Origin of the sequence: Pseudomonas sp. BAY1663 (assembly GCF_000582595.1) — a bacterium.
Lineage (GTDB): Bacteria > Pseudomonadota > Gammaproteobacteria > Pseudomonadales > Pseudomonadaceae > Stutzerimonas > Stutzerimonas stutzeri_AF.
This window is the reverse complement of the sequence record NZ_AZSV01000068.1, coordinates 1-25339: the sequence shown is the minus strand read 5'-3', so window position 1 is coordinate 25339 and position 25339 is coordinate 1. Positions and strand designations below refer to the sequence as shown.

Sequence of the window (25339 nt, the reverse complement as noted above, 5' to 3'; positions counted from 1 at the left end):
CCGCGGCGCGGCGCGCCCGGCGAACGACCGGCCGCGCTCCGCGGCGTTGTATCGCCTGACGGGGGCCAAGGCCTTCGCCGCCAGCGCCTGGTGCGGGCTGGTGTTCCTCTGCGCCTTCGTCATCCCGGTGCTGCAGTTGCTGGCCTGGCTCTGGCAGCGCGGGCGCTTCGATCTCGACGAGCGTTATGCCGGGCTGATCCTGCATACCCTCTATCTCGGCGGCATGGCCGCGCTGATCACCGTGACGGTGGCACTGCTGCTGGCCTTCGCCCGCCGCCAGGCACCGCTGCGCTCGATCCGCAGCGCGGTGAGCCTGGCCAATCTCGGCTATGCTCTGCCCGGTTCGGTGCTGGCGGTGTCGATCATGCTGGCCTTCAGTTACCTCGACCGGCACATGGTGATTCCACTTTCCAGCTGGCTCGGCGGCGCTGGCAAGCCGATCCTGCTCGGCAGCCTCGGCGCCTTGCTGCTGGCCTACCTGATTCGCTTCATGGCGGTAGCTTCGGCCCGCTGGAGAGCAGCCTGGCGCGGGTCCGCCCGTCGCTGCCGCAGGCTTCGCGCAGCCTGGGTGTCGGCGGGCCGGCGCTGTTCCTGCGCGTCTATCTGCCGCTGCTGCTGCCGGGCGCCCTGAGCGCCGTCTTGCTGGTGTTCGTCGATGTGCTCAAGGAGATGCCGGCCACGTTGCTGATGCGCCCCTTCGGTTGGGACACCCTGGCGGTGCGCATTTTCGAGATGACCAGCGAGGGTGAATGGGCGCGCGCCTCGCTGCCGGCGCTGACGCTGGTGCTGGTGGGATTGCTGCCGGTGATCCTGCTGATCCGGCGTTCGGCCAGGCGGGTGGGATAGCGACGCACTGGCGCTTCCGCTTGCCGGATGTGCCGTGACCTGCCGCCACCTTGGGGCTACAATGCGCGCCATTCGAAAGTCGCCGGTCCGTGCCCGGGCCGGTTTTTACAGGCTTTTCCAATGCCGATTCGGCGACCTGCCCGGAAGGAGACACCCATGGGTCAGCGTACTCCCCTCTACGATCAGCACCTTGCGCTCGGCGCCAAAATGGTCGATTTCGGTGGCTGGGACATGCCACTGCACTACGGCTCCCAGGTTGAGGAGCATCATCAGGTGCGGCGTGACTGTGGAGTGTTCGACGTCTCGCACATGACTGTGGTCGATGTGTCCGGCGATGGCGCCCAAGCCTATCTGCAGCATCTGCTGGCCAACGACGTGGCGCGTCTGAAGAGCACCGGCCGGGCGCTCTACAGCGCCATGCTCAACGCGCGTGGCGGCGTGGTCGACGACCTGATCGTCTATCTCAGCGACTGGGGCTACCGCCTGGTGGTCAATGCCAGCACCCGCGACAAGGACCTGGCCTGGATGCAGGCGCAGGCGTCCGCTTTCGCCGTCGAAGTCCGCGAGCGCCCGGAGCTGGCCATGCTGGCCATCCAGGGGCCGCAGGCGCGGACGCGCACCGCCGAGCTGGTCAGTCAGGCCCGCGCCGCGCTGATCCACGAACTCAAGCCGTTCCAGGGCCTGGCCGAAGGCGACTGGTTCATCGGCCGCACCGGTTACACCGGCGAGGACGGGCTGGAGATCATCCTGCCGGCCGAACAGGCGCCGGATTTCCTCAGCGAGCTGGTCGGCGCCGGCATCCCGCCGATCGGCCTCGGCGCGCGCGACACCCTGCGCCTGGAGGCCGGGCTGAACCTCTATGGCCAGGACATGACCGAGGACGTCTCGCCGCTGGCGGCCAACATGGGCTGGACCATTGCCTGGGAGCCGGCCGAGCGCGACTTCGTCGGCCGCGCGGCGCTGGAGCAGCAGCGTGCCCAGGGCGATCTGCCCAAGCTGGTCGGGCTGGTGCTGGAGGAGCGCGGCGTGCTGCGCGCCCATCAGGTGGTGCGCGTCAATGGCGTTGGCGATGGCGAAATCACCAGCGGCAGTTTTTCGCCTACGCTTGGCAAATCCATCGCGCTGGCGCGCGTGCCGGCCGGCACCGGCGAGCGCGCGGAAGTGGAAATCCGTGGCAAGTGGTACCCGGTACGTGTGGTGCAGCCGACCTTCGTGCGTCACGGCAAGGTACTGGTGTAAATTCGACCGACCGTTTTGCGCGACTGCTGTCAACAGCCTTGAGGACACAACAATGAGCGATATCCCCAGCGATCTGCGTTACGCCGCCAGCCACGAGTGGGCCCGTCTCGAAGCGGACGGCAGCGTCACCGTCGGCATCTCCGATCACGCCCAGGAAGCGCTGGGGGACGTGGTCTACGTCGAACTGCCGGAACTCGGCCGCCAGCTCGGCGCCGGCCAGGAAGCCGGCGTGGTGGAATCGGTGAAGGCCGCGTCCGACATCTATGCGCCGGTGTCCGGCGAGGTGGTCGCGATCAACGAAGCGCTCGCCGACTCGCCCGAACTGGTCAACAGCGACCCCTACGGCAGCTGGTTCTTCCGCCTGCAGCCGAGCGATCCGGCGCAGCTGGACAAGCTGCTCGACGCCACTGGCTACCAGGCCGCCTGCGACGCCGAAGCCTAAGCATCATCTTCGAAAGCCCCGCTCCGCCGGGGCTTTTGTTTTTTCGAGAGTAGCTGCCATGCCGCATATGCCGAGTCTTTCCCAACTCCAGCAATCCGATGCCTTCCTGCGCCGTCACCTCGGCCCGGACCAGGGCGAGCAGCAGGCCATGCTCGACGCACTGGGCCTGGCCAGTCGCGAACAGCTGATTGAGCAGACCGTGCCGCCGGCGATTCGCCTGCAGGGCGAGCTGGCGCTGCCGCCGGCATTGGACGAACAGGCCGCGCTGGCCAAACTGCGTGGCTATGCCGAGCAGAACCAGCTGTGGACCAGCCTGATCGGCATGGGCTACCACGGTACCGTCACCCCGCCGGTGATCCTGCGCAACGTGCTGGAGAACCCGGGCTGGTACACCGCCTACACGCCCTACCAGCCGGAAATCGCCCAGGGCCGGCTGGAAGCGCTGCTCAACTACCAGCAGATGATCATCGACCTCACCGGTCTCGACCTGGCCAACGCCTCGCTGCTCGATGAGGCCACCGCCGCGGCCGAAGCCATGACCCTGGCCCGGCGCATGGCCAAGAGCAAGAGCAACCGTTTCTTCGTCGAGGAGAACTGCCACCCGCAGACGCTCTCGGTGGTGCGCACCCGCGCCGAGGCGTTCGGCTTCGAACTGGTGGTCGGTACGCTCGACGAGCTGGCCGGCCAGGAAGTGTTCGGCGCGCTGCTGCAATACCCCGATACCCATGGCGAGATCCGCGACCTGCGCCCGGCCATCGAGCAACTGCACGCGCAGCAGGCGCTGGCCTGCGTCGCCGCCGACCTGCTCAGCCTGCTGCTGCTGACGCCGCCCGGTGAACTCGGCGCCGACGTGGTGCTCGGCTCGACCCAGCGCTTCGGCGTGCCGATGGGCTACGGCGGCCCGCACGCGGCCTATTTCGCCAGCCTCGACGAGTTCAAGCGCGGCATGCCGGGACGCATCATCGGCGTGTCCAAGGACGCCCGCGGCAACACCGCGCTGCGCATGGCGCTGCAGACCCGCGAACAGCACATCCGCCGCGAGAAGGCCAACTCCAACATCTGCACCGCGCAGGTGCTGCTGGCCAACATCGCCGGTTTCTACGCCGTCTACCACGGCCCGCAGGGCCTCAAGCGCATCGCCCAGCGGGTGCACCGGCTGACCGCCATCCTCGCCGCTGGCCTGGAGCGCAAGGGCATCGTCCGCCTCAACCGGCATTTCTTCGACACCCTGACCCTCGAGGTCGGTGGCGCGCAGACGGCGATCATCGAAAGCGCCGAGGCGGCGCGGATCAACCTGCGCATCCTCGGCCGTGGCCGGCTTGGTGTCAGCCTCGACGAGAGCTGCGACGAGCGCACCGTCGAGCAGCTGCTGGCGATCTTCCTCGGCGCCGATCACGGCCTCGATGTCGCCGCGCTGGATGCCGGCGAGCTGGCCGGCGGCATTCCCGAAGCACTGCAGCGCAGCAGCGGCTACCTCAAGCATCCGGTGTTCAACGCGCACCACAGCGAAACCGAGATGCTGCGCTACCTCAAGCAGCTGGAGAACAAGGACCTGGCGCTCAACCAGGCGATGATCCCGCTCGGCTCCTGCACCATGAAGCTCAACGCCACCAGCGAGATGATCCCGATCACCTGGGCCGAGTTCGCCGACCTGCACCCCTTCGCCCCGCAGACCCAGGCCCACGGCTACCGGCTGATGATCGACGAGCTGGAAGCCTGGCTGTGTGCGATCACCGGCTTCGACGTCATCAGCATGCAGCCCAACTCCGGCGCCCAGGGCGAATACGCCGGGCTGCTGGCGATCCGCAACTACCACCAGAGCCGCGGCGAGGCCCAGCGCGACATCTGCCTGATCCCGTCCTCGGCCCATGGCACCAACCCGGCCTCGGCGCAGATGGCGAGCATGCGCGTGGTCATCGTCGACTGCGACAAGGCCGGCAACGTCGATCTGGAAGACCTCCAGCGCAAGGCCGCCGAAGCCGGCGACCGGCTGTCCTGCCTGATGATCACCTATCCCTCGACCCACGGCGTCTACGAGGAGAACGTGCGCGAGATCTGTGCGGCGATCCACGCCCACGGCGGCCAGGTCTACATGGACGGCGCCAACCTCAACGCCCAGGTCGGCCTGGCGCGACCGGCGGACATCGGCGCCGACGTCTCGCACATGAACCTGCACAAGACCTTCTGCATCCCGCACGGTGGTGGCGGCCCGGGCATGGGCCCGATCGGCGTCAAGGCGCACCTGGCGCCCTTCGTCGCCAACCACCCGGTGATCGAATTGGACGGGCCGCAGCCGGGCAACGGCGCGGTCAGTGCGGCGCCCTGGGGCAGCGCCAGCATCCTGCCGATCAGCTGGATGTACATCGCCATGATGGGGCCGCAGCTGCGCGAGGCCACCGAGGTCGCGATCCTCGGCGCCAACTACCTGGCCAACCGCCTCGGCGGCGCCTTCCCGGTGCTCTACAGCGGGCGCAACGGTCGCGTGGCGCATGAATGCATCATCGACCTGCGCCCGCTCAAGGCGGCCAGCGGCATCAGCGAGGAAGACGTCGCCAAGCGCCTGATGGATTACGGCTTCCATGCCCCGACCATGTCCTTCCCGGTGCCCGGCACGCTGATGATCGAACCCACCGAGAGCGAATCGAAGGCCGAGCTGGACCGTTTCGTCGAGGCGATGCTGAGCATCCGCGCAGAGATCGCCAAGGTGCAGGACGGCGAATGGCCGGCGGACAACAACCCGCTGGTGCATGCGCCGCATACCCTGGCCGACGTGACCGGCGAATGGGCGCGCCCGTACAGCATCGCCGAGGCGGTGACGCCCAGCACCCATGCGCGGATGCACAAGTACTGGCCGGCAGTGAATCGCGTGGACAACGTCTACGGCGACCGCAACCTGTTCTGCGCCTGCGTGCCGGTGGAGGCGTATCGGGAGTGAGGCCGGGCTGAGGCCTGAAAGCAGTGCGGCATGCTGATTTCAGGTTTCAGGTTTCAGGTTTCAGGTTTCAGGTTTCAGGTTTCAGGCTTCAGGTCGGCAGTCCTTCGGCCTGCATCGCCGCGAGGGCGCGCCTCCCACCGGGTTCGGTGTGCACCGCCCGTTTCCGTGGGAGGCCCGACCTCGCGGCGATGCTTTTCAAGCTTCAAGCCGCGTAGGGTGGATGTCGCTTTTTACATCCACCTTTACCTCCGCCTGGCGGCTCCGTGAAGCGTGATCCGCCCTACGATCTATTCCGCTTCGAGCATCCCCAGCAGCTCGGCGAGCTTGAGCTGCGCTTCCTCGACACCCTGGCGCTTGGGCGCGGAGAACAGCTGCACGCTGACGTTGTCGCCCCAGTGCTGGCGGATTTCGCGCTGGATGCCCAGCAGGGCGGTCTTGGCGGCGCCGAAGGCGAGCTTGTCGGCCTTGGTCAAGAGGATGTGCAGCGGCATCTGACTGGCGCTGGACCAGTCCAGCATCATCCGGTCGAACTCGGTCAATGGATGACGGATGTCCATCATCAGGAACACCCCGGCCAGGCTCTCGCGGCTGCCCAGGTAGGCTTCCAGGTGGCGCTGCCAGTGCTGCTTGAGCGGGATCGGCACCTTGGCATAGCCGTAGCCGGGCAGGTCGACCAGGCGGCGCGCGTCGTCCAGGCGGAAGAAGTTGAGCAGTTGGGTGCGCCCCGGCGTCTTCGAGGTGCGCGCCAGATTGGCATGGGTCAGGGTATTCAGCGCACTGGACTTGCCCGCATTGGACCGCCCGGCGAAGGCGACTTCCAGACCCTCGTCGGCCGGGCACTGATCGACCTTGGCGGCACTGGTCATGAAGGAGGCCTGTTGGCAGAGGCCGAGAATCGGGTTTTTCGGGAGCATGATGGTTCCGATGAATGCGCGGGGGTGCGGCAATGGTTCATTTCCGTTTCAAGAACGGAAGTATATAATGCCGCAGATTTTATGTGCGCTTTGGCCTGATCTCTGGCTTCGCACGGCATTCCACGCGGTCCCGCGGGTAGCGATGCCATGCGGGACCGATGCCCAGCATGCCACTATAACGAGCGTCGCCACGGCCAGCCGGCTGTGCGTGACCCGATGAATTCCTTACAAACCCTTAGCCGTAGTTGGATTAGCTGATGAACAAAGTACTCGTGAGTCTGCTGTTGACCCTTGGCATCACCGGTATGGCCCACGCGGCTGGAAACGCCGAAGCTGGTCAGGGCAAAGTTGCTGTGTGTGGCGCCTGCCACGGTACCGATGGCAACAGCCCGGCACCGAACTTCCCGAAACTCGCTGGCCAGGGCGAGCGTTATCTGCTCAAGCAACTGCAAGACATCAAGGCCGGCAGCACGCCGGGCGCCGCGGAAGGCGTCGGCCGCAAGGTGCTGGAAATGACCGGCATGCTCGACCCGCTGAGCGATCAGGACCTCGAGGACATCGCAGCCTACTTCGCCAGCCAGAAGATCGCCGTGGCTTCGCCGATCCGGCACTGGTGGGCCAGGGCGAGAAACTGTTCCGCGGCGGCAAGCTGGACCAGGGCATGCCCGCCTGTACCGGTTGCCATGCGCCCAACGGTGCCGGCAACGACCTGGCCGGGTTCCCGCAGCTGGGCGGCCAGCATGCCGCTTATACCGCCAAGCAGCTGACCGCTTTCCGTGAAGGTGACCGCACCAACGACGGCGATGCCATGATCATGCGCAGCATTGCCGCCAAGCTGAGCAACAAGGACATCGAAGCGCTGTCCAGCTACATCCAGGGCCTGCACTGACCGCACGGGTCACTGACCAGCCAGCCTGAGCAAAGGGCGTCGGGGCCGTGAGCCGCGACGCCCTTTTTGTTTTACGCCTCGCTACAATTACCCCTTCCACCCGGTGGGCGGACCGCGGAAAAACGCTGGCGAGTCCCGGCGTTTTGCTGCAGCCTGTTGCGCCATCGGTCCGTTGTTAACAGGAGTATTTCATGCGCAATTTCCTACTCACTGCCGTTCTGGCTGCTGTGAGCCTGTTCGGCCTGGTGGCCCAGGCAGCGGAGTTCCAGGCTGGCAAGGAATATGTCGAGCTGAGCAGCCCGGTCCCGGTCGCCGATGCAGGCAAGGTCGAGGTGGTGGAGCTATTCTGGTACGGCTGCCCGCATTGCTATCAGTTCGAGCCGGTCATCAATCCATGGGTCGCGCAGCTGCCCGAGGACGTGGACTTCAAGCGCATCCCGGCGATGTTCGGCGGTCTGTGGAACGCCCATGGCCAGCTGTTCATCACCCTGGAGGCGATGGGCGTCGAGCAGCAGGTGCATGACGCGGTGTTCGCTGCCTACCACCAGGAGCGCAAGAAGCTCGCCACACCCGAGGAGATGGCCGATTTCCTCGCCGGGCAGGGCGTCGACAAGCAGGCGTTCCTCAAGGCCTACAACTCTTTCGGCGTACGCAGTCGGGTGGAGCAGGCCAAGAAGCTCGGCATGGCCTACCAGATCACTGGCGTGCCGGTGATGATCGTCAACGGCAAGTACCGTTTCGATCTCGGCTCGGCTGGCGGCCCCGAGCGCACGCTGGAGGTCGCCGACTTCCTCATCGAAAAAGAACGCGCAGCGCGGTAACCCGGCATGCTGCGCCGTTGGAGTGCCCCACGCCTTGCCGGGCCCGGCAAGGCACGGGTCAATCCGCACTGCCTGGCCAGCACCGGCCTGCCGGCCGATGGCCGGCTGCGCCTGCTCAGCTTCAACATCCAGGTTGGCATCAGCACCGAGCGCTACCACCATTACCTGACGCGCAGCTGGCAGCATCTGCTGCCCCATCCCGGTCGGGCCGGCAACCTGCAGCGCATCGGCGAGCTGCTCGGCAACTACGATCTGGTCGCGTTGCAGGAGGCCGATGGCGGCAGCTGCGCTCCGGCTATGTCAATCAGGTCGAGCACCTGGCCCAGCTGGGTGCCTTTCCCTACTGGTATCAGCAGCTCAACCGCAACCTCGGGCGTTTCGCCCAGCACAGTAACGGCGTGCTCAGCCGCCTCGAGCCCCAGAGCCTGGAGGACCACCCACTGCCCGGGCCTTCCGGGCGCGGCGCCATTCTGCTGCGTTTCGGCGAGGGGGCGGATGCCCTGGTGGTGGTGATGATGCACCTGGCGCTGGGCGGCGGAGCGCGGGCGCGCCAGCTGGCCTATATCCGCGAGCTGATCGCCGGCTACCGCCATCAGGTGTTGATGGGCGACATGAACACCCATGCCAACGACCTGCTGGAGAACTCTCCGCTGCGTGATCTCGGCCTGCTGGCGCCACAGGTCGAGGCGACCTTTCCCAGCTGGCGACCGCAGCGCTGCCTGGACCATATCCTGCTGAGCCCGAGCCTGACCCTGGAGCGCGTCGACGTGCTGGCGCAGCCGATTTCCGATCACCTGCCGGTGGCGGTGGAGATCCGTCTGCCCGATTCGCTGCAGGGCGATGCCCTGCCGGTTCAGGCGAGCGAGCCGACATGAGCGACGAAGCCCAGCGCTGGCGGGAAAAATACCTGCAGCTCGTCGAGCAGCAGGAACAGCTGGAGGCCCGCTGGGAGCAGCGCGTCGACCTGCTGCGGCGCAGCCTGGTACGCAGCAGCATCGCCGTCGAGGGTGCCGATGCGGCGGTCGAGCGCTGCCTGCAGCAGATGCGGGGAGTCCTGCGCGACGGCGATCTGGATGAGGGCCTGAGCAAGCTGGTACCGCGCCTGGAAAAGGCCGTGCTGGATTCCGAGCGGCATCGCCAGGAACGGGCGGTGCAGCTCACCGAGGCGCTGCACCGGCTGGTCGCCCAGCTGCAGGCGCTGCCGTTGCCGGCCGAACTGCGCAAGCCCCTCAAGCGTTTCGCCAGGCAACTCGATCAACGTGCGGCGCAACTGCGCGAGATCCCGGCGCTGTTGAGCGAGCTGAGTGTATTGCAGGAACAGGCGCTGAGCCTGCAGGACGATCCGGCCATGCCGCGGGGCGGTTTTCTGCGGCGCCTGTTCGGCGGAGGGGGCGAACCGCTGGCGGAGCCCGCCACCGTGGCGCTGGGCGGTGTGGAAGACGGCGAATGTGCCGTCGCCACCGCCCCATCGGCGACCGTTCGGCTGCAGCCGGCGCTGGATGATGACGAGATCGATCCCGCCGTCGTGGCCGACGCCCTGCCGCTGCCGGAACGACTGCTCGTCGAGCAGCCGGCGCAGGACGAGCCGGCAACCGAGGACGAGGCGCCGCGGGAAACCGTGGCTGACGCGGTCGCCGATGCCGAGCATGCCTTGCCGGTATCGCCGGAGCCCGCCTATAGCGTGGTTGCCGAACGGGTCGAAGCCTCGCTCAGCGGGCTGCTCGACGGCCTGCATCTGCCCGAACAGCACCAGCCACGACTGCAGACGCTGCGCGAGCGCATCCAGCGTGGCCTGAACTGGTACGAGCTGGTACCGGTGCTGGACGACCTCGCCATGCTGGTGATCGCGGTCAGCGACCTGGGCCAGCGTGAATTCGAGAACTACCTGCAGACCCTGAACGAACGCTTGGCGGCCATGCAGGACAACCTGCTCGTCGCCCACCAGGGCCATACCCAGAACAGCGATGCCGCGCGGGCGCTGGATGCCGAGCTGCGTGAACAGGTCGGCGGGCTGCAGGCCAGCATGCGCCAGGCGACCGACCTGGCGAGCCTCAAGCAGGTGGTGGAGGCGCGCCTGGACGGGCTGCTGGATACGGTGGATACCTATCAGCGTCAGCGCAGCGAGCACGAAGACAAGCTCGGCGAGCGCCTGCAGCAACTGGTCGGCCGTATCGGCAGCCTGGAGCAGGCCGCGCGTGGCCTGCGCGGGAACCTGGAGATGCAGCGGCAGAAGGCGCTGCAGGATGCCCTGACCGGATTGCCCAACCGCGCCGCCTGGAACGAGCGGTTCGACCTCGAGTTCGCGCGCTGGCAGCGCTACGGCGGCGAGCTGCTGCTGGCGGTGCTGGACGTCGACCATTTCAAGCGGGTCAACGACGGCTACGGCCATCTGGCCGGCGACCGGGTGCTGAAGATCATCGGCGGCGAGCTGCGCAAGCGGCTGCGCAAGACCGATTTCATCGCCCGCTTCGGGGGCGAGGAATTCGTGATGCTGCTACCCGGCACACCGCCCGCGGCCGGCCAGCAACTGCTCGAGGCGCTGCGCCAGGCGATCGAGGCCTGCCCGTTCCACTTCAAGGGCGAACGCATCCAGGTCACCTTGTCGGCCGGGCTCAGCGCCTTCGCCGACGGCGACACGCCGGAGCGTGCCTTCGAGCGCGCCGACCAGGCGCTCTATCGGGCCAAGGACGCCGGGCGCAATCGTATCGAGATGGCCTGACCGGTTCGCCGCCTGCCAACCGTGGTTGCCGCTGCGGTGCCGGGCGGCATCCGTCGCGGCGGTGCCGAAACGTCACCTGAAGGCCGGGTCCGCCGGGTATAATCTCCGCCCGCCCGCAGGCAGCGCCTGGCGCCAGTCGAATTCCCCCGGCAGCGCACCGCGATTCATCTGCATCATTGCGCTGTCGACACAGAGGTCCCGATGAAAGCCGTAACCATCGCCCTGATGCTCCTGTTGCTGGCCGGCTGTGCCGCCGGTCCGCGGATCGACACCCGCTATACCTCCGCCGGCCAGGACAGCCGCGCCCAGTTCATCGTGCTGCATTACACCTCGAGCGACCTGCCGCGTTCGCTGGAACTGCTCCTCGGGCGGGACGTCAGCAGCCACTATCTGATCGGCGACTCGCCGGCGACCATCTACCGCCTGGTGGACGAGGACCGCCGTGCCTGGCATGCCGGCGAGAGCCAGTGGAACGGGCGGACCTGGCTGAACGCCAGCTCCATCGGCATCGAGCTGGTCAACCGCGGCTATGTCGAAAGCGCCGACGGCCGGCGGCTCTGGTATCCCTATTCCGAGCAGCAGATCGATGCGCTGGTGGTGCTGCTCAAGGACATCATGGCGCGCCATGGCCTCAAGCCCGGGGCGATCGTCGGGCACAGCGATATCGCCCCGCAGCGCAAGGTCGACCCCGGCCCGCTGTTTCCCTGGAAGCGCCTGGCCGATGCCGGTCTGGTGCCCTGGCCGGCGGCCGACGCAGTGGCGGTGCAGCGGGCACACTATGCCGCCAGCGGCCTGCCGCCGATCGACTGGTTCCAGCAGGCGTTGGCGCTGCAGGGCTACCAGGTGCCGCGCCACGGGCAGCTGGACCTGGAAACGCGCAACGTGATCGCCGCGTTCCAGATGAAGTACCGGCCGGCGCGCTTCGACGGCGAGCCGGATGCCGAGACCGCCGCGCTGCTGCAGGTGCTCAACGACGGCCGCTAGGCAACTACGCGGGTTCGCAGGGCGCCACGTAGGTTGGGTTGAGGAGCGTAGCGACGAAGCCCAACATGACGCACCGACGTCAAGCCATATGCGGCGAGAAGACAAGGGTGCAGCCGGTGTGTTGCCCGGTGCACCGTATGTTGGGCTTCGCAGGCTCAACCCAACCTGCCATCACTACGAGCCGTGGGGTTGGGGGCTCGCCGATCAGATCGGCAGTGCGACGTAGAAGATGGTGCCGTGGCCGATGCGCGAATGCACACCGATGCGGCCGCCATGCAGCTGGGCGATCTCCTTGCACAGGGCCAGGCCCAGGCCGGCGCCACCGCGGCGGCGGCCGATCTGCACGAACGGCTCGAAGATGCGCGCCTGCTGGCTGTAGGGAATACCCTCGCCATTGTCCTCGACGCTGAGGATCATCCGTTCGCCATGGTGGCGCGCCAGCAGGCGCACTTCGCCGCCCTTGGGCGTATGCCGCAGCGCGTTGCTCAGCAGGTTGTCCAGCACCCGCTCCATCTGCTGGCGATCGAGCAGCAGGCTCGGCAGGGGCTGCTGCAGTTCCAGCTGCAATTGCACGTCCTGCCCGGCCGCGGCGACCTCGAAGCGCTGGCGGGCTTCCTCGAGCAGCTCGGGGATGTCGCACTGCTCCAGTTCCAGCTTCTGCTGGCCGCTCTGGTAGCGCGAGAAATTCAGCAGGTCGTTGATCAGCCGGACCAGCCGCTGCATCTCCTCGTGGACGGTGTCGAACAGATCGGACTCGCGACTGCCCGGCGGGTAGTGCATGCGCTCGCGTAGCAGACTGAAGGCCATCTGCATGCCGGTGACCGGAGTGCGCAGCTCGTGGGAGGCGCGCAGCACGAACTCATTGCGCACGCGCTCGAAGGTGCGCTGGTCGGTGACGTCGTGCAGCACCATCACGGCGCCGCTGATGCTGCCGTCGTGATGATTGACCGGGCTGATGCGCCAGGCCAGCAGGCGGCGTTCGCCGTCGGCTTCGATGACCAGGTCCTGCGGCGGGCCGGACAGCGGCTTGTCATTCAGCACCTGGCGCGCGGCGTCGTCCAGCTCCGGAGAGCCGAGCGCCTCACCCAGGGTCGCGCCCAGGTGTTCGGTTTCCCAGGCCAGTTGCCGTTGCGCCACCGGGTTGGCATGTTCCAGCCGGCCCTGGCGGTCGATGATCAACAGGCCGTCGTCGATGCTGTCGAGCAGTGCCTGCAGGCGCTGCTGGCCGTTGACCAGCGCCTCCACGTTGGTCTGCTTGAACTGGTGCAAGGCTTGCGCCATCAGGCCGAAACGGCGGCTCAGAGAGGAAAGCTCGGCGATCGGCGGGCGCGGCAGCTCGATGTTGAAGTCGCCGCGACCGATCTGGTCCGCCGCTGCCGACAGCCGTTCGATCGGTTCGCCGAAGCGCCGGGCGAAGCTGTGCGCGGTGATGAAGCCGATCAGCAACACGGCGATGGCGGTGAGCCCGAGCAGGCCGGCCAGGAGCGCCGCGCGGTCGCGGCTGCGCAGCTCGGTGTCGCGGATCCTGTCATAGGAACTGCGTTGCATGTCCGCCATCAGGCCGCGCACCTGATTGAAGGCCTGGCTCAGCGCGTTGTCCTCCAGCAGCGTCCAGCTCTGGTGGCGCGAGGCGTCCAGCTCATCGAGGAAGTTGGCGTAGGCGCTGGCGATGGCCTGGAATGCCTGGCGGTCGCCCTCGTCGGTGGCCTCGGCGATGCCGCGTTCGAGGGCCTGCTCGAACGACTGCCGCACCGAGGCCAGCGCCTCGTCGTTGCGTTGCTGGCCGGCAGGATGATCAGGTGGTTGCCCAGCGCCTGGCGCAACTGCTGGTTGATCTCGATGATGCCGAAGTTGTTGCGGATCAGTTGTTCCTGGCTCTTGGCCATCTGCATCACGCTGACCAGCGCCAGCACCAGGCCGAGCAGGGCCACCGTCATCAACGCCGAGAACCCGAGGAACAGACGGGTTCTCAGCTTCATCTGGAGTTTCATAGGCCGTACTGCTTGCGCTTTCGGTAGAGGGTCGAGGCGTCGATGCCGAGAATGCGTGCGGCCTGCTCGAGGGTGTCGCTGGTGCTCAGCACGCCGGCGATATGTGCTTTCTCCAGCGCCTCCAGGCTCAGCGGTTCGCCGATCCGGGGCGCATTGCCGACGGCCTGTTCGCCGAGGCCGAGATGGCTGACCTCGATCATCTGCTGTGGGCAGATGATGCTGGCGCGCTCCACCACGTTCCGCAGTTCGCGCACGTTGCCCGGCCAGCGGTAGGCCTTCAGCGCGGCGATCGCGGCATCGCTGAAGCCGCGTGCCGGGCGCCCGTAGTTCTTCACGAAGGAGGCCAGGAAGCGCTCGGCCAGCGTCAGCACGTCCTCGGGGCGCTCGCGCATCGGCGGCAGGTTGAGGGTGATGACGTTGAGGCGGTAGAGCAGATCCTCGCGGAACTTGCCCTCGCGCACCATCTCCTCGAGGTTGAGGTTGGTCGCGGCGAGGATGCGTACGTCGGCGCGGCGGGTCACCGGATCGCCGACGCGTTCGTATTCCTTGTCCTGGATGAAGCGCAGCAGCTTGGGTTGCAGGGCCAGCGGGAAGTCGCCGATCTCGTCGAGGAACAGTGTGCCGCCGTCGGCCTGGTTGACCCGGCCGAGGGTGCTTTCGGTGGCGCCGGTGAAGGCGCCGCGATTATGGCCGAACAGCTCGCTTTCCATCAGGTCGGCCGATAGCGACGGACAGTTGATGGTGACGAAGGCCTTCTTCGAACGCCGGCTCCAGGTGTGGATGGCGCGCGCCAGTTCGCCCTTGCCGGTGCCGGATTCGCCGAGGATGAGGATGTTGCGTCGGTATCGGCCACCTGGCGGGCGGTCTCGAGTACCGCCATCATCGCCGGGCTGTGCGAGCCGATGGCATCGCTGCGCTGCTGCATCTCGCCTTCCAGCGCCTCCAGGCGCGCGGCCATCTGCCGGACTTCCAGCTGCTTGGCGGCGGACAGGCGCAACTGCTCGGGGCTGCACGGCTTGAGCAGGTAGTCGGCGGCGCCGGCTTGCATGGCGTCCACCGCGGTATCCACCGCCGAATGCGCGGTGACGATCACCACGCGCATCCAGGGCGCCAGCATGCGCATCTGCTGCAGGACGTCGAGGCCGTTGTCCTCGCCCAGGCGCAGGTCGAGAAAGCACAGGTCGAACACTTGGCGTTGCAGGATCGCTTCGGCCTGTGCTGCGCTGGCGGCGGTCATCACCGTGTAGCCGCGATCTTCCAGGCAATAGCGGAATGTGCGCAGGATCGCCGCTTCGTCATCCACCAGAAGGATGCGTCCGCCGTTGTCTGTCGTTTGTTCCATGGATGCTCCCATCAGATAAGGCGAAACAGTTGTGTCGGCAAAACCTTATTGCTTTATGGCGCCGCCAGGCGTCGGCAGGGGGTGCCCGCTGCGCTCTTGGTGCGTGCTTTAGTCTATGAAAAGTCTTGCAAGTTGCACGGTGCGGGAAAGCCTTTCCTGCATGCTGCATACCGGCGGGCGTGACTGCCGTACGCAAGTGCCTGATTTTGCGCAGCGTGCGCGACGGGGCGGCTGGCATGCGGCTTGCGACCCAATGGCTATACGCGCCCCATCGCCGCAGGCGATTCGGGCACCAGTCGCAACCCGTTGTGAGGAGGTCCCATGAACCAAGCCATGAATCAGCTCAACGAGCTCATCGAGGTCACCCGCGATGGCCAGCGTTTCTACCAGCATGCCGCCGAGCAAGTAAAGGATGTCGAGTTGCAGCACCTGTTCCGCGACATGGCCCAGGCCAAGACGCAGGTGATCCAGGCGCTGGCGGTCAAGGTCGCGGCGAGCCACGAGCAACCATCGCAGGGCGGCACGCTGTTCGGGCACATGCGCGAGCTGTATGCCGATACCCGCGCGCATGTCGGCAACCACGATACCGCCTATGTCGATCAGCTGGAGCAGACCGAAGAACGCATCCTCCATGCCTTCGAGGACGCCTTGGAGGATGCCGAGCCCGACGTCCGCGCACTGCTGGCCATCGAATTGCCGCGGCTCAGGACCTGCCACGAGCGCATGCGCAAGGTGAAGCAGAGCCGGCATTGAGTCTCGTGCAAAACGCCCGAAGCGAAAGGGCGGCTCGTGCAAATTAAGTGGAGAGATGATCCGATAAATAGCGTAACTAATTGAAATTAAAGGATAAAAATAAGGATCGTGTCTGGCACGAGGCCTGCAACCACTCCAGCAACGAAGTTCGCCATGCTTAGAAGGAGTTGAGGATGAATCGCCAAGCCCGCTTTTCATTGGCCAGCAAGGGTTTCCTCTCGGCAGCGGTGGTCATGCTGATCATGGGTGCCGAGCGGCCGATGTCGCAACCGCTCAGCCAGGCGCAGCAGCATTCCGCGGAACGAATCCGCATGTATGACGCTCAACCAGTAGAGCTCATGCGGACCGGCCAGCAGCCGCAGGCAAGCGACTACCGCCAGGTGCGGTCTGAGCAGCGCTGGGTGTTCTGAGCAACGAAGGGGACGTACGAGCGAACCAGCACGGATGCGTAACCAATCGATACCGGTCGGCGCGACCCGATCCGTTGAGAACCGTTCCTGAACCGAGAGGAGTCACACCATGCTGAGTTGGGCCATTACCTTCCTGATCATTGCCATCATCGCCGCGGTACTGGGCTTCGGTGGTATCGCAGGCACTGCTACAGGCATCGCCAAGATCCTGTTCGTGGTCTTCCTGGTGCTGTTCGTGGCATCGCTGATCTTCGGCCGGGGCCGTGGACCGCGCATCTGATGCGATCGATAGCCGCCCGTGAAGGGCGGCTGCACTGCGAGGAGCTTCAAGGGCACGGGATGCCAGATTGCCGGATCGTGTTCGCGCCTTGCCGAAGGCGATCCCGAGTCGCGCAGCGTTTTTCGCAGATCGCTCGCGCGCTCAGCCTCCCCGCAACGGGGTGAACCAGGGGGTCGGGTCGCTTTGCCTGGCGAAGTGACCTAGGGGTACAGGGAGTACCTCCGTCAACGGACCGGGTTCGGCAGCGCTGCTGCCGGAGGTGGACACCGCTGCCATCTCCGGCGAGCAGCGTCGATGGTTCGCCCTGCCTACGCAAACGCTACCTGCACCGCTATCATCCGGTCAGTTTCGACGGGAGAACGACATGCTCAACGGCCTCTGGCTGGGCTTTTTTCTGGTGGCCGCGGTGGCCGCGCTGGGGCGTTGGCTGATCGGCGGCGATCCCGCGGTATTCGCCGCGCTGGTGGAAAGCCTGTTCGCCATGGCCAAGCTGGCCGTGGAAGTGATGATCGTGCTGTTCGGCACGCTGACGCTGTGGCTGGGCTTCCTGCGGATCGCCGAAAAGGCCGGGCTGATCGAATGGCTGGCGCGCCTGCTCGGCCCGCTGTTCCGCCGCCTGATGCCCGAGGTGCCCGCCGGCCACCCGGCGCTGGGACTGATCACCCTCAACTTCGCCGCCAATGGCCTGGGCCTGGACAATGCCGCCACCCCCATCGGCCTGAAGGCCATGCGCGCCTTGCAGGAACTCAACCCGCTGCCGGCGGTGGCGAGCAACGCGCAGATTCTCTTTCTGGTGCTCAACACTTCCTCGCTGACGCTGCTGCCGGTGTCGATCTTCATGTACCGCGTGCAGCAGGGAGCCGACGACCCGACGCTGGTATTCCTGCCGATCCTGCTGGCCACCAGCGCCTCGTCGCTGGCCGGATTGCTGGCGGTCGCGCTGGTCCAGCGCCTGCGCCTGTGGGACCCGGTGGTGCTGGCCTATTTCGTGCCTGGCGCGCTGCTGCTGGGGGGCTTCATGGCGCTGCTGGCCGGGTTGTCGGCCACCGCGCTGGCCTCGCTGTCGTCACTGCTGGGCAACCTGACCCTGTTCGGCCTGATCATCGCCTTCCTGCTGGTGGGCGCTTGCGCAAGGTGCCGGTGTACGAGGCCTTCGTCGAAGGTGCGAAGGAAGGCTTCGACGTGGCGAAGAACCTGCTGCCCTATCTGATCGCCATGCTCTGTGCCATCGGCGCCTGCGTGCCTCCGGCGCGCTGGACTTCGGCCTGCAAGGTATCCGCTGGCTGGTCGAGGGGCTGGGCTGGGACACCCGTTTCGTCGAGGCCTTGCCCACGGCGCTGGTCAAGCCGTTCTCCGGCAGCGCGGCCCGGGCGATGCTGATCGAGACCATGCAAAGCCACGGCGTGGACAGCTTCCCGGCACTGGTCGCGGCGACGGTGCAGGGCAGCACCGAGACGACCTTCTATGTGCTGGCGGTGTACTTCGGTGCGGTGGGCATCCAGCGCGCGCGGCATGCGGTGGGCTGCGCGCTGCTGGCGGACCTGGCCGGTATCGTTGCGGCGGTCGGGGTGTGCTACTGGTTCTTCGGCTGAAGACCCGCCGGGCGCGTGCTCAGGGCATCTTTCGCTGCCAGAGCCGGAACAGCGGCTCGGCGAGGAACATCACCAGGAACAGGCGCAGCACCTGCAAGGCGGTGACCAGCGCCACCGAGAGCTGCAGCGCATCGGCCGTCAGACACAGCTCGGTGATGCCGCCGGGCATCATGCCGAGCATCAGCGACACTGCATCCAGCGCCGTCACGCCGCCCAGGCCCTTGGCCAGCGCGGCGGCGACCAGCATCGCCAGCAGGGTGAAAAGCAGGATGCGCAGCAGGAACGCTGGTGCACTGCGGAAGAACGGCCGGTCGAAGTGGCAGGCCAGCGAACAGCCGATCAGCACTGGCCCAGCGCCCCGGCCCCGGCCGGCAGGCCGATGTGCAGATCGAAGATCACGCTGGCCGCCGCGCAGACGGTCAGCGGGCCGAGCATCCATGGATTGGGCTGGCCGAGTTTGCCCCACAGCAGCGCCAGCAGCACGCCGGCGGGCAGCAGCACGGCCAGCCAGAACCCGTTCACCGCCGCGGGTGGCGGCGGCGCTACCGGCGGCAGGCCCCAGGTGAACAGCGCCGGGACGATCAGCACCACCAGCAGCAGGCGCAGGCTGTGTGCGGCGGCAACCCGGGCCGGTTCGGCATCGTGGCGGCTGGCCAGGTTGACCATCTCGCTGGCGCCGCCCGGCATGCTGGCGAAGAACGCCGTGGCGCGGTCGCTGCCGCTGCGCAGCAGGATGACGATGCCGATCAGGCTCAGCAGCAGGGTGCCGAAGGCCCCGGCGAGGATCACGCCGAAATGGGCGAGCACCTGCTGCATCACCTCGCTGGTGAAGTGCAGGCCGATGGCGCTGGCGACGAGCCACTGGCCGGCCTGCCGGGCATGGGGCACCTCCGTCACCAGCCAGCCGCTGCAGCGTGCCGCGATCACCGCCAGCAGCGAGCCGATCATCCACGGCAGCGGCCAGTGGACCAGGCTCGCCAGCCAGCCGCCGAGCGCGCCGAGCAGCGGTGTCGCCCACCAGCCGGGCAGCCGGCGGCGCATCTCAGGCCTGTGCCTCGAACATGCCGCCGCGGCGGCGCTTGAGCCACCAGCGAATCCCCGGCATGGCCAGCATCAGTGCCGCCAGGGCCCATAGCGCGAGGGTGATCGGGCTGCCCCAGAGGATGCCCAGCTCGCCGTTGGAGATCGACAGCGCGCGGCGCAGGTTGTCTTCCATCATCTCACCGAGGACGAAACCGAGGATCAGTGCCGACAGCGGGAAATCGAGCTTGCGCAGCAGGTAGCCGAACACGCCGAGGCCGACCATCAGCACCAGGTCGAACACCGTGCTGTGCACCGAGTACACCCCCACCAGGCTGATCGCGGTGATGGCGGGCACCAGCACCCAGTTGGGCACGCTGAGCATGCGTGAGAATAGGCCAACCAGCGGAATGTTCATCACCAGCAGGATCACGTTGCCGATGAACAGCGAGGCGATCAGGCCCCAGACCACGTCCGGCTGCTGTTCGAACAGCAGCGGGCCTGGAGTGATGTTATACAGCGTCAGCGCGCCGATCATCACCGCGGTGGTGCCCGAACCCGGCACGCCGAGGGTCAGCATGGGGATCAGCGAGCCGCAGGCCGAGGCGTTGTTGGCGGCTTCCGGGGCCGCCAGGCCGCGCAGGTCGCCGTCGCCGAAGCGGCCCTTGTCGCCGGCCATGCGCTTCTCGCTCATGTAGGTCATGGCGCTGGCGATGGTCGCCCCGGCGCCCGGCAGGGTGCCGATGACGAAGCCGGCCACGGCGCTGCGCACCATGGTCCAGAAGGTCAGGCAGAACTCCTTGAGGTTGAATAGCAGCCGGCCACTGGCCTTGACCGCCGTCTGCCCGCTGTGGGTCTTTTCCAGCATCAGCAGGATCTCGCTGACGCTGAAGAAGCCGATCACCACGATGACGAACTGGATGCCGTCGGACAGGCTGACGCTGCCGAAGGTGAAGCGGTAGACGCCGGTGGTCGAGTCGACACCGACGGTGGCCAGGGCCAGCCCCATCAGCGCGGCCATCAGGGTCTTCACCGGCTTGTCGCCGACCATGCCGCCGAGGCAGGCGATGGCGAAGATCATCAGTACGAAGTATTCCGCCGGGCCGAAGGCCACCGCCCACTTGGCCAGCAGCGGGGCGAATAGCACCACACCGCAGGTGGCGATGATGCTGCCGACGAAGGAGCTGACCGCCGACAGCGACAGGGCGATGCCGGCCTTGCCCTGGCGCGCCAGCGGGTAGCCGTCGAGGGTGGTCATCACCGCCGCGGCGTCGCCCGGCACGTTGAGCAGGATCGCCGAGATACGACCGCCGTATTCGCAGCCCAGGTACACCGCGGCGAGCAGGATCAGTGCGGTCTCCGGCGGCAGGCCGAGGGCGAAGGCCAGCGGCAGCAGCAGCGCCACGCCGTTGATCGGGCCGAGGCCCGGCAGCAGGCCGACCACGGTGCCGACGAAGGCGCCGAACAGCGCCACCAGCAGGTTGGTCGGCCGGGTGGCGACATCGAAGCCCTGCAGCAAGAAATTCAACGTTTCCATTTCAGTTCTCCAGTACGCGCAGCAGGCCCAGCGGCAGCGGCACGTCCAGCAGGTAATCGAACAGTCCGTAGAGCAGCACGCCGAGCAGCACGCCGCTGATCACGCAGGGCCACAGCCGGCCGTTGAACAGCAGGCCGAGGGCGAAGCCGGCCAGGGCGGTGGTGATGACGAAACCGAGGATTTCGAACAGCAGGGCATAGGCCAGCAGCACCAGCACGCACAGCACGGCCCGGAGGGCCATGGTCCAGTCGAACGCGGGCGTCGGCTCGCCGTGCGGCTTGCACAGCAGCCACGCCGCGCCGCAGCCCATCAGCAACAGCAGCAGCAGCGGGTAGGCGCGCGGGCCGACCGGGTCGTAGGCGAAGGGTGCCTCGAAACCCCAGGCGAGCAGGGCGAGGCCGGCGCAGGCGAGCAGCCACGCCGCGGCGAAGACACGTACGTACATGACGGGATACCTCAGGATGCGACGGCCCGGCCCCAGTGAGGGCCCGGGCCGGGTTCTCGGTTACTTGACCAGGCCGAACTCGCCGGCCAGCGCCTTGTAGTCCTGCACCTGCTTCTCGACGAAGGCCTTGAGCTCGTCGCCGGTCATCGACAGCGGGAACAGGTCGCGCTGCTCGCGCAGCTTGGCGAAGTCCTCGTCACCGAGCAGCGTGTCGAACTGGCTCTTCCACCAGTTGAAGTCCTCGTCGGAGACTTCCGGCCCCATGTAGAAGCCGCGGATCACCGGCCAGCTGATGTCGTAGCCCTGCTCCTTGGCGGTGGGGATGTCGGCCAGCTTGCCCGGCAGGCGCTCGTCGGCGAGCACGGCGAGGATGCGGATCTTGCCGGCGTCGAGCTGCGGGGTGACTTCGCCGAGGCCGCTGGAGGTGACCTGCACATGGCCGCCGAGCATGGCGGTGAGCGTCTCGCCGCCGCCCTCGAAGGCGACATAGCGCAGCTTCTGCGGATCGACCCCGGCGGCGCGGGCGATCAGTGCGGTCTGCATCCAGTCCTGCCCACCGATGGTGGCGCCGGCGCCGAACACCACGCTGCCCGGGTCCTTCTTCACCGCGGCGATGAGGTCGTCGAGGTCCTGGTAGGGCGCATCGGCACGCACCGAGATGGCGCCGTAGTCGGTGCCGACCGCGGCCAGCCAGCGCACTGCGGTTTCGTCGTAGCGACCGAACTTGCCCTGCGCGAGGTTGAGCAGCGAACCGCTGGAGAAGGCGGTGATGGTGCCGGCCTCCGCGGCGCGCTGGGCGACCACGGCGTTGTAGGCCACCGCACCGACGCCGCCGGGCATGTAGGTGACGCGCATCGGCGCCTTGAGCAGGCCGCTGTCCTTCAGGCCGCTCTGGGCTAGCTTGCAGGTCAGGTCGAAACCGCCGCCGGGCTTGGCCGGGGCGATGCATTCGGGGCGCTTGGGCTCGGCCAGCAGCTGGCTGGAGAGCAGCAGGCAGGACGACAGCAGGGCAATACGGCTGAGTGTGGTTTTCATCGGGTGTTCCTCGCGTTCTTGTTCTGTTTACCAGATCGGCAGGCTGTAGCTGACGATCAGACGGTTCTCGTCGGCGTCACGGGCGAAGTCGGAGCGGAACATCGCGTTGCGCCAGCGTACCGCGACGTTCTTCAGCGGGCCGCTCTGCACCACGTACTTCAGCTCGATGTCGCGTTCCCACTCGCTGCCGTTGCTGCCGCCCGCGTATTCGGCGTTGTCGCCGGAGATGTAACGGGTCAGGAAGGTCAGCCCGGGGATGCCCATGGCGGCGAAGTTGTAGTCGTAACGGGCCTGCCAGGAGCGCTCGTCGGCGTTGGCGAAGTCGTTGATCTGCACGAAGTTGACCAGGAACGGATCGCTGCCATCGATATAGCATAGCCGGTATCGCCGCGCATCTGCTGGTAGCCGAGGCTGACCTTGTGCCCGCCGAGGCTGTAGCCGAGCATGCCGTTCCAGGCCTGGTTGTCGATCTTGCCGGCGTTGGCCGCGCCGCTGTCGTCGCTGAACATCACGCGCAGGTCGGCGCTCAGCGCGGAGTTGTCGCTCAGCGGCTTGACCGCCAGCAGGCCGAAGAAATGCTGGCGGTACACGTCATCCAGCTCGCCGTAGTAGTAGCGGCCGGTGAGGTTCTTGTTGAAGGCGTATTCGGCCCCGGCGAAGGTCAGGTGATCGGCCTCGGCGGCACTGGCGAAGCGGCTGTTCTTGTTGTTCAGCTGCAGGTCCTGGGAGTTGGTCGAAGCGCGGTCGATGACCTTGTCCAGGCGCCCGCCGATCAGCGTCAGCCCTTCGATGTCCTTGGAAGTGGCGGTGCCGCCTTCGAACACCTGCGGCAGCGTGCGGCTGTCGCTGGCCTTGACCACCGGCAGCTCCGGGATGTGCGAGCCATAGCGCAGCTCGGTCTCGGCGATCTTCGCCTTGGCGGTCAGGCCCAGGCGGCTGAACTCGTCCGGGGTGCCGCCATCGTCCTGCACCGGCAAGAGGTCGGTGCCGGCGCGACCACCGCCGGAGTCCAGCTTGACGCCGAGCATGCCCAGCGCATCCAGGCCGACGCCGACGGTGCCTTCGGTGAAGCCGGACTGCACGTCGAGGATGAAACCCTGGGTCCACTCTTCGCGCTTGGACTGAGCGGAGCCTTCGCGGAAATCGCGGTTCAGGTAGATGTTGTGGGTCTGCAGGGTTGCACTGCTGTCTTCGATGAACGCGGCCTGGGCGAGCGGCGCCAGCGAGGCGGCGGCAATGGCGAGCGCGAGACGGGCAGGAACGGGTGAGCGTCTGACGGCAGTCAGCATCGGGGTATCTCCACTATTGTTTTTGTTGTGACGGCGCATGCGCCGCGCGAGGTGGATCGAGCCACCTGTAAGCGATCCTATGGGGTCAAGCTTTCGCCAGCCTTTCAGCGTCGAAAGCCTGCGGCGACGCTTGTCGTCTGCCGCTACACTGGCGCCCCGTCGCAATGGCAGAGGACAGGCAATGCGGATTCTTCTGGTCGAGGATCACCCCCAGCTGGCCGAGAGCGTGGCGCAGGCGCTGCGTGGCGCCGGCTGGACCGTGGACCTGCTGCACGACGGCATCGCCGCCGACCTGGCGCTGGCCAGCGAGGACTACGCGCTGGCGATTCTCGACGTCGGCCTGCCGCGGCTGGATGGCTTTCAGGTGCTGGCGCGCCTGCGCGAGCGCGGCAAGACGCTGCCGGTGCTGATGCTCACCGCGCGCGGCGAGGTCAGCGATCGCGTGCATGGCCTCAACCTCGGGGCCGACGACTACCTGGCCAAGCCGTTCGAACTGTCCGAGCTGGAGGCGCGGGTCAAGGCGCTGCTCAGGCGCAGCGTCGGCGGCGGCGAGCGCCAGCAGCGCTGCGGCGTACTGATCTACGACCTGGACGCGCGGCGCTTCAGCCTGGCCGACGAGCCGCTGGCGCTGACCTCCCGCGAACAGGGCGTGCTCGAGGCACTGATCGCCCGTCCCGGCCGGGTGATGAGCAAGGATCAGCTGGCCGCCCAGCTGTTCGGCCTGGACGAGGACGCCAGCGCCGACGCCATCGAGATCTACATCCACCGCCTGCGCAAGAAGCTCGAGGGCCAGCCGGTGCGCATCGTCACCTTCCGCGGCCTGGGCTACCTGCTCGAGGCGCTCGATGGCTGAGCCGCCATTTGCCGGCAGCCTGCGCGCCCGGCTGCTGCGCCGGCTGGCGATCCTGCTGGCGCTGCTGCTCTTGTTCAGCGGCTGGAGCGCCTACTGGAACGGCCGCGCCGCTGCCGACACCGCCTACGACCGCACCCTGCTGGCCTCGGCCCGGGCCATCGCCGACGGCCTGGTGGCCAATGACGGCCAGCTGCGCGCCAACGTGCCCTACGTCGCGCTGGACACCTTCGCCTACGACAGCGCCGGACGCATCTACTACCAGGTGCTGGATACCGAAGGCCGCCTGGTCAGCGGCTACGAGAACCTGCCTGCCCCTGCCGCCGACACCCCGCGCACCGACGATTATCCGGCCCTGGCGCGCTTCTACGACGGTGAATTCCAAGGCCAGGGCGTGCGTCTGGTGAGCCTGCTGCAGCCGGTCAGCGAACCGGCGCTCAACGGCATCGCCGAGATCCGCGTGGCCGAGACCCTCGGCGCCCGGGAGCGCATGGCGCGCAGCCTGCTCACCGATACCCTGTGGCGGGTCGGGCTGATGGCCGTCGCCGCGCTGCTGCTGGTATGGCTGGCGGTAAGTGCCGCGCTGCGCCCGCTGGGCCGGCTCAGCGAGGCGGTGCAGGAGCGTGCGCCGGACGATCTGCGGCCGTTGCCACTGGTCAGCGTGCAGCGTGAGCTGCGCCCGCTGGTGGTCGCGCTCAACGGCTTCACCGAGCGCCTGCGTGGCCAGTTCGAGCGCCAGGCACGCTTCATCGCCGATGCGTCCCACGAGCTGCGCACACCGCTGGCGGCCCTCAAGGCGCGCATCGAGCTGGGCCTGCGCGACGCCGATCCTTCCGCCTGGCGCAGCACGCTGGAGGACGCCGGGCAGAGCACCGACAAGGTCATCCACCTGGCCAACCAGCTGCTCTCATTGGCGCGCATCGAGAGCGGCGCGCAGGCCATCGCCGAAGGCGGCGCGCAGCGCCTGGACCTCTCGCAGCTGGCCCGCGAGCTGGGCCTGGCCATG

At 67.2% G+C, this 25339-nt stretch carries 15 protein-coding genes and 8 pseudogenes; 15 read left to right on the top strand and 8 right to left on the bottom strand.

Annotation, left to right across the window (positions count from 1 at the left end):
• The 4 genes and pseudogenes from BAY1663_RS17035 to gcvP form a co-directional block, all read left to right on the top strand.
• A pseudogene (locus BAY1663_RS17035) lies at positions 1-846 on the top strand (ABC transporter permease); the annotation flags it as partial.
• 156 nt (positions 847-1002) lie between these two features.
• The gene (gene gcvT, locus BAY1663_RS17030; RefSeq protein WP_037043000.1) at positions 1003-2085 is read left to right on the top strand and encodes a glycine cleavage system aminomethyltransferase GcvT; all 1083 of its coding nucleotides are present in this window, start codon (positions 1003-1005) and stop codon (positions 2083-2085) included.
• A gap of 52 nt (positions 2086-2137) precedes the next feature.
• Positions 2138-2527: a glycine cleavage system protein GcvH gene (gene gcvH / locus BAY1663_RS17025; protein WP_014598064.1), complete on the top strand. Its 390-nt coding sequence runs from the start codon at positions 2138-2140 to the stop codon at positions 2525-2527.
• 58 nt (positions 2528-2585) lie between these two features.
• Complete coding sequence (gene gcvP, locus BAY1663_RS17020) at positions 2586-5462, top strand: aminomethyl-transferring glycine dehydrogenase (protein WP_037042998.1); 2877 nt, start codon at positions 2586-2588, stop codon at positions 5460-5462.
• Positions 5463-5749: 287 nt separating this feature from the next.
• On the opposite strand, the gene yihA is transcribed toward gcvP, so the two are convergent.
• Entirely contained in the window at positions 5750-6376 is a 627-nt protein-coding gene (gene yihA / locus BAY1663_RS17015) for a ribosome biogenesis GTP-binding protein YihA/YsxC (protein ID WP_037043002.1), read from the bottom strand.
• A gap of 257 nt (positions 6377-6633) precedes the next feature.
• On the opposite strand from yihA, the pseudogene BAY1663_RS17010 reads away from it, so the two are divergent.
• From BAY1663_RS17010 to BAY1663_RS16990, 5 genes and pseudogenes are all read left to right on the top strand, one after another.
• Positions 6634-7265 (top strand): annotated as a pseudogene (locus BAY1663_RS17010) (cytochrome c).
• A 191-nt stretch (positions 7266-7456) separates the two neighbouring features.
• Entirely contained in the window at positions 7457-8086 is a 630-nt protein-coding gene (locus BAY1663_RS17005; RefSeq protein ID WP_037042996.1) for a thiol:disulfide interchange protein DsbA/DsbL, read from the top strand.
• Between the two features lie 6 nt (positions 8087-8092).
• Positions 8093-8961 (top strand): annotated as a pseudogene (locus BAY1663_RS17000) (endonuclease/exonuclease/phosphatase family protein).
• Positions 8958-10805, top strand: a complete 1848-nt coding sequence (locus BAY1663_RS16995) for a diguanylate cyclase (protein ID WP_037042994.1) — start codon at positions 8958-8960, stop codon at positions 10803-10805. The pseudogene BAY1663_RS17000 and the gene BAY1663_RS16995 overlap by 4 nt, the downstream one beginning before the upstream one ends.
• Positions 10806-11006: 201 nt before the next feature.
• Positions 11007-11789 carry an N-acetylmuramoyl-L-alanine amidase gene (locus tag BAY1663_RS16990; protein WP_037042992.1) on the top strand — a complete coding sequence of 261 codons (783 nt, stop codon included), beginning with the start codon at positions 11007-11009 and terminating at the stop codon, positions 11787-11789.
• Positions 11790-11993: 204 nt separating this feature from the next.
• Here the strand turns inward: BAY1663_RS16990 and BAY1663_RS16985 are convergent.
• Positions 11994-13780 (bottom strand): annotated as a pseudogene (locus BAY1663_RS16985) (KinB sensor domain-containing domain).
• Positions 13777-15122, bottom strand: a pseudogene (algB, locus tag BAY1663_RS16980) (sigma-54-dependent response regulator transcription factor AlgB). The pseudogenes BAY1663_RS16985 and algB overlap by 4 nt, the downstream one beginning before the upstream one ends.
• A gap of 321 nt (positions 15123-15443) precedes the next feature.
• On the opposite strand from algB, the gene BAY1663_RS16975 reads away from it, so the two are divergent.
• From BAY1663_RS16975 to BAY1663_RS16960, 4 genes and pseudogenes are all read left to right on the top strand, one after another.
• Positions 15444-15875 carry a PA2169 family four-helix-bundle protein gene (locus BAY1663_RS16975; protein WP_037042991.1) on the top strand — a complete coding sequence of 144 codons (432 nt, stop codon included), beginning with the start codon at positions 15444-15446 and terminating at the stop codon, positions 15873-15875.
• A gap of 173 nt (positions 15876-16048) precedes the next feature.
• Positions 16049-16285: a hypothetical protein gene (locus tag BAY1663_RS16970; RefSeq protein ID WP_037042989.1), complete on the top strand. Its 237-nt coding sequence runs from the start codon at positions 16049-16051 to the stop codon at positions 16283-16285.
• Between the two features lie 109 nt (positions 16286-16394).
• A complete protein-coding gene (locus tag BAY1663_RS24055; RefSeq protein ID WP_014854442.1) occupies positions 16395-16565 on the top strand; it encodes a DUF1328 domain-containing protein in 171 nt (56 codons plus the stop codon).
• Positions 16566-16929: 364 nt separating this feature from the next.
• A pseudogene (locus tag BAY1663_RS16960) lies at positions 16930-18157 on the top strand (nucleoside recognition domain-containing protein).
• Positions 18158-18176: 19 nt separating this feature from the next.
• On the opposite strand, the pseudogene BAY1663_RS16955 reads toward BAY1663_RS16960, so the two are convergent.
• From BAY1663_RS16955 to BAY1663_RS16935, 5 genes and pseudogenes are all read right to left on the bottom strand, one after another.
• Positions 18177-19198 (bottom strand): annotated as a pseudogene (locus BAY1663_RS16955) (AbrB family transcriptional regulator).
• 1 nt (position 19199) lies between these two features.
• The gene (locus BAY1663_RS16950) at positions 19200-20714 is read right to left on the bottom strand and encodes a tripartite tricarboxylate transporter permease (protein WP_037042986.1); all 1515 of its coding nucleotides are present in this window, start codon (positions 20712-20714) and stop codon (positions 19200-19202) included.
• A gap of 1 nt (position 20715) precedes the next feature.
• Positions 20716-21159, bottom strand: a complete 444-nt coding sequence (locus BAY1663_RS16945) for a tripartite tricarboxylate transporter TctB family protein (protein ID WP_037042984.1) — start codon at positions 21157-21159, stop codon at positions 20716-20718.
• Between the two features lie 60 nt (positions 21160-21219).
• Positions 21220-22194 (bottom strand): tripartite tricarboxylate transporter substrate binding protein, encoded by a 975-nt coding sequence (locus tag BAY1663_RS16940; protein ID WP_037042982.1) that lies wholly within the window; start codon positions 22192-22194, stop codon positions 21220-21222.
• 27 nt (positions 22195-22221) lie between these two features.
• A pseudogene (locus BAY1663_RS16935) lies at positions 22222-23483 on the bottom strand (OprD family porin).
• A gap of 181 nt (positions 23484-23664) precedes the next feature.
• Here BAY1663_RS16935 and BAY1663_RS16930 point away from each other — a divergent pair.
• Together BAY1663_RS16930 and BAY1663_RS16925 are read left to right on the top strand one after the other, a co-directional pair.
• Positions 23665-24336 (top strand): response regulator, encoded by a 672-nt coding sequence (locus tag BAY1663_RS16930; RefSeq protein ID WP_037042980.1) that lies wholly within the window; start codon positions 23665-23667, stop codon positions 24334-24336.
• Positions 24329-25339: sensor histidine kinase (locus BAY1663_RS16925; RefSeq protein WP_037042978.1), on the top strand; the 1011-nt coding region annotated here is incomplete at its 3' end. The genes BAY1663_RS16930 and BAY1663_RS16925, both read left to right, overlap by 8 nt.